Source organism: Siccibacter colletis, assembly GCF_000696575.1.
GTDB lineage: Bacteria > Pseudomonadota > Gammaproteobacteria > Enterobacterales > Enterobacteriaceae > Siccibacter > Siccibacter colletis.
Window position 1 is genome coordinate 411,792 of the sequence record NZ_JMSQ01000006.1, and the last position, 10,746, is coordinate 422,537.

Below are 10,746 nucleotides of genomic sequence, written 5' to 3' on the forward strand. Positions count from 1 at the left end.
GTTGATTTTTACACACCGAATGACGCTGCCGTTTTGCATTTCTGAGAGATTAATTACAAAATACAGAGCATTAGCGGTCGGTGTAATGTGGGCTTTTCCCATATGACAGTAGCCAGAAGCGGTTCAGAAGTAAGTAAATACAATGCTTTCTGCCCGTGTTATCAATGACGTTTCGGATACAGAAGGCCTGGATAATAGTGCACTGGTAGCTGTTAAGCCAGGGGCGGTAGCATAACCTAATTCTTTTGACAATAAATGGTGCATAAATTGAATATCAGGAAATTTTTGAAAAATTTTTTAGGAGAAGATCTCTATTGGAGCTTAAAGTTCTATTCGAATTTAAAAAAATGGCCTGATATTAATAATCCACAATTCTTTAATGAGAAAGTGCGCTGGAGAATGAAATATGATCAAAATTATTTGTACATTAAATGCGCTGATAAAATAAAAGTTAGGGATTATATTAAAAATAAAATCGGTGAAAAATATCTTGTTCCACTCAGATATTGTATAGATGATGTAACAGATATTACGAATGAGATGGATTTTAAAAATAGCGTAATAAAAGCTAACCATGGCGCAGGAATGGTTATGTTTGTTAATGATCAAGCAAACATCACGGATATCAAGCAAAAATTAGGCCAATGGATGACTTATGATTACACTCAAGAATCAAACGAGAGGCATTATGCTAAAATTGTAAAAAAAATTCTTGTAGAAGAATCTTTATGTATAAATGGTAAGCCTCCGATAGATTATAAACTACATACATTCCAACAAAATGATGGAACATTTAAGTTTGTACTCCAATTGGTAAATGGCCGCTTTAATCAAGAATCAAGAGGTTATTATCTTGAAGAAATGGATGAATGCATTTGGTCTCATGGAGAAGGCCACCATCAACTTGACCCTGAGCTCAAACCTAAATTAAAAGAAGCTATGCAGTTATCAAAAAAATTATGTGAAGACTTTAACTATGTTAGAGCAGACTGGTATATTGTTAATAATAATATCTATTTTGGTGAATTAACGTTTACCCCAGGAGCAGCAGCTTCTTTTGAATTTGGATCTAAGCTTGAAAAAATCATGGCGAGCTATTGGCAAATATAAATCTAATGAAAATATTATATAATAGTTTATGGATGGTCCTCGAAAAAATAATATTGTCAGTTGCAATGCTTGCCATTAATATTTACGTTGCGCGATATCTTGGACCAACTGGATTTGGAGTTATCACTTATATAATAACATGGCTAAGCTTAGCTGTTGTTGCAAGTAATTTTGGTACTAACACCATTATATTTCAAAAAGTAAGCGCAAATCCTAAAAGTGCCAGAAGTATTGTTTCCTATGCTTTGTTTTTGCGATTCTTTATATATGCAGGCATCAGCTTAATAATTTATAATTATTTGTACTACACAAGCGGCGAAAATAATCGAACGTTATATATGCTGCTAGCGGTAAGTTTTTTGTTTCAATCAGTTGATTGTTACAGTTGGTATTTTGACGCTAAGCTTAAATCTAAATATAATAGCATAATTAATGTCTCAGCACTTGCAATTGCTCTTGTAATAAGATATCTCGTGGTTTATTTTTCTTTGTCCATCGAATGGCTAGCTCTACCCTATTTAGTTAATTTTGCAATTTCATTTTTACTTAAAAAATATTTTTTTGATAAAGCGGAGTGCTTACCTAATGATAATTTTAATGTCATAAAAAAAATAAAAGTTGCAAAAAGGTATTTACCGGCATTATTATGTCTCGGATTTCCTTTATTTCTAAGCGAAATGTCGATACTTATCTATACAAGGATGTCTAATCTTTATTTAGAGTACTTTGACGGGGTAGAAGCTGTAGGGCATTATAACGCGACATATACCATCTCGGTTGCCTGGACAGTCATCCCAATCGCATTAATTACAAGTTTATTTACGCTAATTTATAATGAAAAAGATAACGGGACCCAAATAAAATTGGGATCCGGGTTAATAGTAATGTGTATGTTTATAGGAATATTGATATCAGTAATTAGTGTTACTTATGGTAAGTATTTTATCTTGTTTTTGTATGGTGAAGAATATGAAGCTTCAGCTTCAATATTCCCTTATTTGATGATTAGCTCAATCTTTTCACTAATAGGTGTGATTTCATATAGAATGATAATTGCAAAAAATGGATATAAATACATTGCAAAAAAAATGTTATTCATGGGTGTGGTAAGCCTACCTCTCAACTTATGGTTGGTAAAAAGCTATGGCCTTTTGGGCGCAGCATACTCTGCTCTAATTATTGAGTTAATTTCTGCTACCATTGCTAACTATTTTTTCAAAAAAGGAAGTATAGCTGCGATGCATTTTATTGCACTTAGCAGTCCTTTAAAAATCTTAAAATTAACTTTAATAAAGGCAAGGTTAATTAAATGAATAATGAAGTGCTGGTTTCTGTTATCATTCCTACTTACAAGCGCGCAGACGGACTTGAAAAAGCTATTCAAAGTGTTTTAACACAAACATATAAAAATTTGCAGATCATCATCGTGAATGATAATGATGATGAATCATACATAGAGAAAGTACACTTCATAAAAAACAAGTTTCACGATGTGCGCATTAAATACTTTTCAGATAAAGTAAACAGAGGCGGAGCAGGAGCACGTAACCTAGGGATTGATATAGCTGACGGTGATTACATTACCTTCTTAGATGATGACGATATCTATCTTCCTAATAAAATTGAAAAACAAATAGAACATTTGGTAAAAGAAAACATTGACGTTAGCGTGTGCGATATGTTTTTTTTAAAGAATGAGAAGTTTATTTTAAATAATAGTTGCTTTGCAAATGCATCAACGTTGGCAGAATTCATAATCAGGGGTAACTGCTTCACTCCTATGATCTTAACAACTGCAAAAGTTTTGAAAAGCGTGAACGGTTTTACTAAGATTAGTCGCTACCAAGACCATGTTTTGATGCTTAAATTACTTGCCGCAGGGTTCAAAGTTGCTCGTTTACCTGAACAGTTATTTATTCATAATTTCCATGATGGTGAACGAATAACCTTTTCAAATAATTCTATTGAAGCTTATCGTTTAAGACAACAAATAGAGCAGCGATATTATCATATTTTAAATCCATGTCAAAAAAAGGAATATACATTCAAAAACTCGCTCATGGATTGTAAAATACAGCGTTATGAAAATAATTATCTTTCAACATTGAAGTTCTTATATCAAGCATTAAGAAGTGTGTCTGGTGCCAACGATTTAATATCTTTTTTTAAATGCCTTGTTAGAGTAACTTTTTTTGGTAAAAAGAACTTATGATTGAGCAAAGAAATATCAAGATAATCAAAGGGGAAATAACTTTATTTATCGTAACCTATTTTATCTATACCTTGAAAAGCATCATTATTTCTTTGGAGATTGATGAGGATTATATAACGATAGTGTCTTCAGTCTCAAATAGTATTATAATTACAATGGTTTGTTTAGGCTTCTTACTATTTGATAATAAAAAGAAAATACTGATAGCGTTTACTTCGATATTATTTGTTATTAATCTTTTGATATATAATAACCCTGTTTATTTTGGATATTTAGTACTAATGCATTTATTGATGTTGTCAAATGGGATGCCATGGAAAAATGTAATCTCAATACTATTTTTTGTTAATGTATTGGTAATTGTAGTATGTGTACCATTGCTTTTTCTTGCTGATAGTCACTATATGATTGATGACAGAACGGGGCAAAGGTTAACGCTTGGATTTCATAACCCTAATACCCTAAGCCAATATGCCTTAACCCTATTCAGTATTATTGTATTATGGGGAAGGGAACATATAAAATCAGTCTCAATTGAAACATTAAACCTCGTAATCGCATTTTCCGTTTTACTTTTAGTAACCTATATGAGCGGTTCAAGAACGTCGATATTATTATCGATTATTCTGTTATGTGGATATTTAATGAGCTTTACCTTACGTAAGCAGTACAAAAAGCGAAGTTGGTTTGTATTAAGTTATTTTAGTGTTGCGTTAGTTATTGCTTTTTTACAATTTTATTACTCGTCTATTTACATTACTTCGGACCTTGCGAAATTACTTAATGAACTCCTATCAAGTCGTATTTGGTATTCTTATTTGTTGATTACGGAAATGAGTTACCCTGCAATTTTTCACTCTATAAACATAGACATTTATATGCCTATAGACTTTTTCTTTTTATCCTATTTTTACAACCTTGGATGGTTGCCGGGTCTTGTTTTTATATTTATTTACTATAATAAAATGAAAGAACAAACCTTCACATTTGCCATGTGCGTGGCTCTTTGGGGCGCTTTAGCAATCTCTTTATCTGAAAATTACTATACTATAGCAATATATAATGTGGGACTTTTTGCAACTTTCTCCCAAAGGTTTTATACAGGTATCAGAAAATGAAGACAGCTGTTCTAATACAAGCACATAAAAATGAATGTTATATTAAAAGTCTCGCTGAGAATAATCAAGGTGTGCGGTTTTACGTACACTTTGACGCTAAATATCCTGAAAAAAGAAATTGGTTAATTTCTCAGGGATTATCAAATCTTAAAGTTATTGAGGACCCAGTAAAAGTTTATTGGGGAGGTAGTAGTCAAGTTGAGGCCACGATTAGGTTACTAAAAAGCGCTTATAAAGATGAAAGAAATTTTTTCTTTCACTTGATTAGCTCGGAATGCATGGTCCTAAAAAGTTTCGAAGATATTGAAAAAGAATGGATGCAATATCCTGACAAGCAATTTATTGAAAGTCATCGAGACAACAAAAATGAGTGGCGGTTAAGAACCCGGGTTCCTCATTCAAATACTCCATTCTTACGAACATTTTTTGGGAAATGTTTAAACAAATGCTTTAAATTTAAAGCCTTTTTTTATGATAGCGTTTCTTTCGGTAAAGAAAATTATTATTTTGGCTCACAGTGGTTTTCCGTAAATAGAGGCTTTGTGCACGAAGTACTTGATGCTTACACAACAAGTGGTTTTTTTAAAAAATTTCATAACATTACCTGCGCGGATGAGCACGCTTTTGCCATCTTTTCCAGAACACTTTACGGTAAACAGGAAAACATTGTAGATTGTAATAATCGATACATTAAATTTTCTGGAAAGTCCAGCCCTGATTACATTCACAAAGCTATGATTGAAAAATTAATAAATCAAAAAAAATATTGGTTTGCCAGAAAGATACAGGAAGATAAGTTAAAAAAATATATCAGCAATGGAAGTACTCAATAATGACCGCGATTTTTTCAGTTATTATGCCAGCTTTTAATGCTGGAAAAACAATATGCCGTAGTATCGAATCAGTATTAAATCAAAGCGTTAAATCTTTTGAGCTTATCATAATTGATGATTGCTCAACTGATGACACTGAAGAAAAAGTTTCTAAATATTTAAACGATAGTCGTATTATATATCTTAGAAATGAAAAAAATCTAGGTGTGGCTCTAAGTCGTAATAAAGGGATTAAGCATTGCAAAGGACGATACATTGCTTTTTTGGATAGTGATGATTACTGGATGGAGAATAAGTTACTACAACAGAAGAAATATTTTGACAAGGGTTATAAGGTTGTATGTTCAAATTACTATGCCGACGATGATTCTAAAAAAAAACGCATCCTCAGAGTATCGCCTGAAATAATAGATTTCAGAATGATGCTTAAAAGCAACTTCGTTGGTAATTTGACTGGGGCTTATGATTGCAGTGAGCTTGGGAAATTCCAACAGTGCAGACTAGGGCATGAAGATTATATAATGTGGTTGGACGTATTAAAAAAAGGTAATTTAGCTTACTGTATCCAGGAGCCTTTGGCAGTTTATAGTATCTCAACCTATTCTTTGTCGTCTAACAAAGTAACAGCAATGAAGTGGCAGTGGTTTATATATCGTAACTATTTAAAAATGGGGTTTATTAGATCTCTATATTACTTTGTGAATTATTTAGCGCTTGCACTTAAAAAAAGGATTTAAGCTATGAATTTCCTGCGAATTATAAATGAAAAAATAATAACACCATGCTATATTTTTTACTATAAGCTTAGCTCAAATATTAAGCTTGGTGCTAAAGTAAATTTCAATGGTAAACCTGATTTATCAATCGGCAAAGGATGTTCACTTAAAATTGGACATGATACTTTAATCAATTCTTCAAATAAATATTATCATGTGAATATGTTTACCCCAGTAAAAATATTTGCAGAGCGTGAAGGAACGGAAATCAGCATTGGCCATTCGACAAGAATACATGGTGCATGTATCCATGCAAGTAAAGGCATTAATATTGGCGATAGATGTCTTATAGCCGCCAATGTACAAATCTTTGATTTTAATGGCCATGCCGCTTCGTTCGATAATGTTGAAGACAGAATTAATACAACGAGTGAAGGTAAGGTTATAATAATCGAAGATGACGTATGGATAGGTACTGGAGCTATTATATTACCCGGTGTGCGAATAGGTAAGGGATCCATAATTGGGGCCGGAAGCGTCGTGACTAAAGATATTCCTTCATATTGTGTTGCGAGTGGGAATCCAGCTAAAGTTAAAATGATTTTTAATCAGGAAGATTGATTCTTTAACTATACCACTCGTAAGAATTTTGGCTCACAAAAAATATGACTAAGCAATTTTATTTCAGTATCATATAAACAATGGATGCGTTAGAGCTAAGTATCTACTATATGGAGAAGCCTTTTTTTAAGTTGAATATATCTTGTATTTTTCGCAAGTAATGCATTGCTATAAAATAACTGGTCAAATTGCAAGTATTACCTCGTTTTATTCATATCTCTTTTTGAAAAAAATATCAATACCTACCACCACCTTTGATTATGCGATAACATTGCAATAACAACCTACTGCGCTAATCCGCAGTGACCAAACCTGACAGGAGTATGTAATGTCCAAGCAACAGATCGGCGTCGTCGGTATGGCAGTGATGGGGCGCAACCTGGCGCTCAACATCGAAAGCCGTGGTTATACCGTCTCCGTATTCAACCGCTCCCGTGAAAAAACCGAAGAAGTGATTGCCGAAAATCCGGGCAAGAAACTGGTTCCTTATTACACCGTTCAGGAGTTTGTCGAGTCGCTGGAAACCCCGCGTCGCATCCTGCTGATGGTGAAAGCGGGCGAGGGTACCGACAAGGCGATTGAGTCCCTGAAGCCGTATCTGGAGAAAGGCGACATCATCATTGATGGCGGCAACACCTACTACCACGACACTATCCGCCGTAACCGCGAACTCTCTGCGGAAGGTTTTAACTTCATCGGTACCGGTGTGTCCGGTGGGGAAGAGGGCGCGCTGAAAGGCCCGTCTATCATGCCTGGCGGTCAGAAAGAAGCTTATGAACTGGTTGCCCCGATCCTGAAACAGATCGCTGCGGTTGCTGAAGACGGCGAGCCGTGCGTCACCTATATCGGCGCAGACGGCGCGGGCCACTACGTGAAGATGGTGCATAACGGCATCGAATACGGCGACATGCAGCTCATCGCGGAAGCCTACTCCCTGCTGAAGCATGGTCTGAACCTCTCTAACGAAGAGCTGGCAACCACCTTCACCGAGTGGAACGACGGCGAGCTGAGCAGCTACCTGATCGACATAACCAAAGATATCTTCACTAAGAAAGATGAAGAGGGTAAATACCTGGTTGATGTGATTCTGGACGAAGCCGCCAACAAAGGTACCGGTAAGTGGACCAGCCAGAGCTCGCTGGATCTTGGCGAGCCGCTGTCGCTGATCACCGAGTCCGTATTTGCCCGCTACATCTCGTCGCTGAAAGAGCAGCGCGTTGCCGCCTCTAAAGTCCTGAGTGGCCCGCAGGCCAAACCGTTTACCGGTGACAAAACTGAGTTCAGCGAAAAAGTGCGTCGCGCACTCTACCTGGGCAAAATCGTCTCTTACGCGCAGGGCTTCTCCCAGCTGCGTGCGGCCTCGGATGAGAACAACTGGGATCTTAATTACGGCGAAATCGCGAAGATTTTCCGCGCTGGTTGCATCATTCGTGCCCAGTTCCTGCAGAAAATCACCGATGCGTATGCCGAGAACCCGGCGATCGCTAACCTGCTGCTGGCCCCTTACTTCAAGCAGATTGCTGATGATTACCAGCAGGCACTGCGCGACGTTGTGGCCTATGCGGTACAAAACGGTATCCCGACCCCGACTTTCTCTGCTGCCATTGCCTACTACGACAGCTATCGCTCCGCTGTACTGCCTGCCAACCTGATTCAGGCGCAGCGCGACTACTTCGGCGCACACACTTACAAGCGTATCGATAAAGAAGGCGTATTCCACACCGAGTGGATGGAATAACTGCTCAGGCCCTCTACGGAGGGCCTTTTTACTGCCTTAAACGCCCGTAGTTTCGGGCTATTCTTAGCGTACCGCGTCAAATATTAACAGGCAGAGTCACGGAAACCCGCTACACTTAGCTCCGGCGCTTCGCTTGTTTTTCTACTTTATACTTAAGGTAATCATGACAACGCACACGTATAAAACAGTGGAACGGAACCACGACAATTCAGAAACCATCGATCTCATCGATATTTTTTTCCAGCTCTGGCGTGGAAAAGTCATCATCATTGCTTTTGTTATTTTTGCCGTTATTTTAGCCAGTCTTTATCTGGTGTTTGCTAAAGAGAAGTGGACATCGTCAGCAATCATCACCACCCCCGATTCCGGCCAGGTTTCCAGCTACACCAATGCCATGAATACGCTTTATCCGGGTAACGCACCGTTGGTATCGGATATCCAACAGCAATTCTTCTCGCGCCTCAATGCTGCGCTGTCGGCTCGTTCATTACAGTTGAACAATCAGGAAGAGCCAGAAAAACTCTCTATCGAACCGACGGTGAAAGGGCAGCCAGCACCCCTGGCTATCAGCTATGTATCCGATACGCCTGAGAAAGCCACCAAAACGCTTGAGAAGTACATCACCGAGCTCAACCGCGCCATCGCTGGCGAAATGGAAAAAGACCTCACCAAAAATATCGATTCCCGCGCTAAAGAGCTGACCTCCTCCCTGCAGGCGATGGAACACGTTGCCAAAGAGAAGCAGGAAGAGCGCGCGAAAGTCCTGAACCAGGCACTGCTGATTGCCGAGCAGTCAGGTATTACCAAGCCGCAGGTGCAGCAGTCAGAGGGCATCTCAGACGACACGCTGTTCGTGCTGGGCAGCGATGCGCTTAAAGCGATGATCCAGAACCATGCCACCAGCCCGCTGCCGCTGACGGTAGACTATTATGAGCTGCGTCAGAACCTGCTGGCGGTCACTGCCCTGAAAGCGCAGCCGGATACCCTTTATGCCTTCCGCTACGTGATGCAACCGGACAAGCCAATCCGTCGCGACAGCCCGAAACGTGCTCTGACCCTGGTGCTTGCCGCGCTGCTGGGTGGCATGATCGGTGCTGCGGCGGTACTGGGGCGTAACGCCATTCGCGAATATAACATGCGCAAGCAGTAATAATCGTCGTGCTGAGTACGTCAGTTCCCGGACGTATTCAGCATGTTCTTACCTGTCAGCCCCGAATCTCATCCCGCCTTCTTGCTTCTCGCCCTGGCACGCTATTCCCGTCATCGTTTTACTATTTCAGGTAGTTGAAATAAAAGTATCTGCTGATATGTTAGCGCCACTAAATAATTCTCTATAACGGACGATAAATTATCGTCCGTTTTTTTGTGAGCGATGAAATAAACCATGTCTGCACGTCATGCCCAACCGCATTCCGGTCCGTCTAACGAACCAGATTTACTGCACCTTCTGCTGGCACTCTGGCAGGGTAGAATAACTATCCTTATCTGCGCTACGCTGGCTGCCGTGCTTGCAGCGGGCTATCTCTGGTTCGATAAACCCAGCTGGACCGCTTCCGCGCTGATAACCTTACCCGGGGATGCGGATATGGCGGGATATACCAGTCTGACAAACATTCTTACGCCGGTTATTGCTTCTAAAGTGGTGAATAACGCGACGGATGACAAAAAACCAGTCAGCAATGGCGATATCAAAGAGATGAATTTCAGCCGTGCCATGGCCATGCTTGACGCTCAGGGCACCGGCATTGCGGGTTTCAGGGCAGAAGCGCAGGATAAAAAAATGCCCTGGCCGGTGAAGATCAGTGTTTCAGCAGACGATGCCCAGTCAGCGGCGCGTGAACTTAATTCTGTTCTGATGGAGACTGACATGCAGCTGCGTCAGGCCGTAAAAGAAGAGCTGAATTATCTGATTGATACCCGTATCACGCAGCTGAACACGTTCATTAGCGCCCAGGAAACTGTGGCGGAAGAAAAGAAAGCCGACAGGTTGAACAACCTCAAACAGGCGCTTCTCGTCGCGCGCGAGGCGAACGTGGCGCAACTGAGTGTGCAGCAGGTGTCTACTCTGAATAATGACGCTCTGTTCGTGCTGGGCAGCGATGCGCTGAGCGCCATGATCGACAATGAGCGTTCACGTCCGCTTCAGCTTTCAGACAGCTACTATCAGCTTCGTCAGGAGTTGCTTGAGTTAAAAACCTTCAGGCAACAGCCTTTCCAGTATTCTGCTTTTAGCTACATCGTCAAACCGACGGTGCCGTTGCAGCCCGATGACCGGCGTTCAGCGTTACTGATCGTGCTGGCGTTACTGGCAGGCGTTATTACAGGTGCTGCGATAACGATAGCGCGAAAAGGGTTGCAGCACGCGCTATCTCAACAGACGCAGCTTGCCTGAGGAATG

Annotated in this window: 10 protein-coding genes; all 10 read left to right on the plus strand. The window is 39.8% G+C overall.

The annotated features are described in order from the left end of the window. Positions 1-285 precede the first annotated feature (285 nt). A complete protein-coding gene (locus ET34_RS0107560; protein WP_236633819.1) occupies positions 286-1,110 on the plus strand; it encodes an ATP-grasp fold amidoligase family protein in 825 nt (274 codons plus the stop codon). After that, on the plus strand, positions 1,098-2,423 hold the full coding sequence (locus tag ET34_RS0107565; protein WP_236633820.1) for a flippase: 1,326 nt from the start codon (positions 1,098-1,100) through the stop codon (positions 2,421-2,423). Before ET34_RS0107560 ends, ET34_RS0107565 begins: the two co-directional genes overlap by 13 nt. Beyond that, on the plus strand, positions 2,420-3,322 hold the full coding sequence (locus tag ET34_RS0107570) for a glycosyltransferase family 2 protein (protein ID WP_031520868.1): 903 nt from the start codon (positions 2,420-2,422) through the stop codon (positions 3,320-3,322). Before ET34_RS0107565 ends, ET34_RS0107570 begins: the two co-directional genes overlap by 4 nt. Continuing rightward, positions 3,319-4,440, plus strand: coding sequence for a hypothetical protein (locus ET34_RS20885; RefSeq protein ID WP_081826911.1), 1,122 nt, complete (start codon positions 3,319-3,321; stop codon positions 4,438-4,440). Before ET34_RS0107570 ends, ET34_RS20885 begins: the two co-directional genes overlap by 4 nt. After that, positions 4,437-5,273 (plus strand): beta-1,6-N-acetylglucosaminyltransferase, encoded by an 837-nt coding sequence (locus tag ET34_RS0107580; RefSeq protein ID WP_031520872.1) that lies wholly within the window; start codon positions 4,437-4,439, stop codon positions 5,271-5,273. Before ET34_RS20885 ends, ET34_RS0107580 begins: the two co-directional genes overlap by 4 nt. Then, positions 5,273-6,010 (plus strand): glycosyltransferase family 2 protein, encoded by a 738-nt coding sequence (locus ET34_RS0107585; protein WP_031520874.1) that lies wholly within the window; start codon positions 5,273-5,275, stop codon positions 6,008-6,010. The genes ET34_RS0107580 and ET34_RS0107585 overlap by 1 nt, the downstream gene beginning before the upstream one ends. Positions 6,011-6,013: 3 nt before the next feature. Beyond that, positions 6,014-6,610, plus strand: a complete 597-nt coding sequence (locus ET34_RS21640) for an acyltransferase (RefSeq protein ID WP_072001986.1) — start codon at positions 6,014-6,016, stop codon at positions 6,608-6,610. A 328-nt stretch (positions 6,611-6,938) separates the two neighbouring features. Beyond that, the gene (gndA, locus tag ET34_RS0107590; protein ID WP_031520875.1) at positions 6,939-8,348 is read left to right on the plus strand and encodes an NADP-dependent phosphogluconate dehydrogenase; all 1,410 of its coding nucleotides are present in this window, start codon (positions 6,939-6,941) and stop codon (positions 8,346-8,348) included. A 160-nt stretch (positions 8,349-8,508) separates the two neighbouring features. Continuing rightward, positions 8,509-9,498 carry an LPS O-antigen chain length determinant protein WzzB gene (wzzB, locus tag ET34_RS0107595; protein WP_413783767.1) on the plus strand — a complete coding sequence of 330 codons (990 nt, stop codon included), beginning with the start codon at positions 8,509-8,511 and terminating at the stop codon, positions 9,496-9,498. 234 nt (positions 9,499-9,732) lie between these two features. Beyond that, positions 9,733-10,740, plus strand: coding sequence for a Wzz/FepE/Etk N-terminal domain-containing protein (locus ET34_RS0107600; RefSeq protein ID WP_031520877.1), 1,008 nt, complete (start codon positions 9,733-9,735; stop codon positions 10,738-10,740). Positions 10,741-10,746 lie beyond the last annotated feature (6 nt).

Excerpts from the sequence above, each read along its gene's own strand:
- ET34_RS0107570 (WP_031520868.1), top strand. The coding sequence starts at position 2,420 with ATGAATAATGAAGTGCTGGTTTCTGTTATCATTCCTACTTACAAGCGC.
- ET34_RS20885 (WP_081826911.1), top strand. The coding sequence starts at position 3,319 with ATGATTGAGCAAAGAAATATCAAGATAATCAAAGGGGAAATAACTTTA.
- ET34_RS0107580 (WP_031520872.1), top strand. The coding sequence starts at position 4,437 with ATGAAGACAGCTGTTCTAATACAAGCACATAAAAATGAATGTTATATT.
- ET34_RS0107585 (WP_031520874.1), top strand. The coding sequence starts at position 5,273 with ATGACCGCGATTTTTTCAGTTATTATGCCAGCTTTTAATGCTGGAAAA.
- ET34_RS21640 (WP_072001986.1), top strand. The coding sequence starts at position 6,014 with ATGAATTTCCTGCGAATTATAAATGAAAAAATAATAACACCATGCTAT.
- gndA (WP_031520875.1), top strand. The coding sequence starts at position 6,939 with ATGTCCAAGCAACAGATCGGCGTCGTCGGTATGGCAGTGATGGGGCGC.
- ET34_RS0107600 (WP_031520877.1), top strand. The coding sequence starts at position 9,733 with ATGTCTGCACGTCATGCCCAACCGCATTCCGGTCCGTCTAACGAACCA.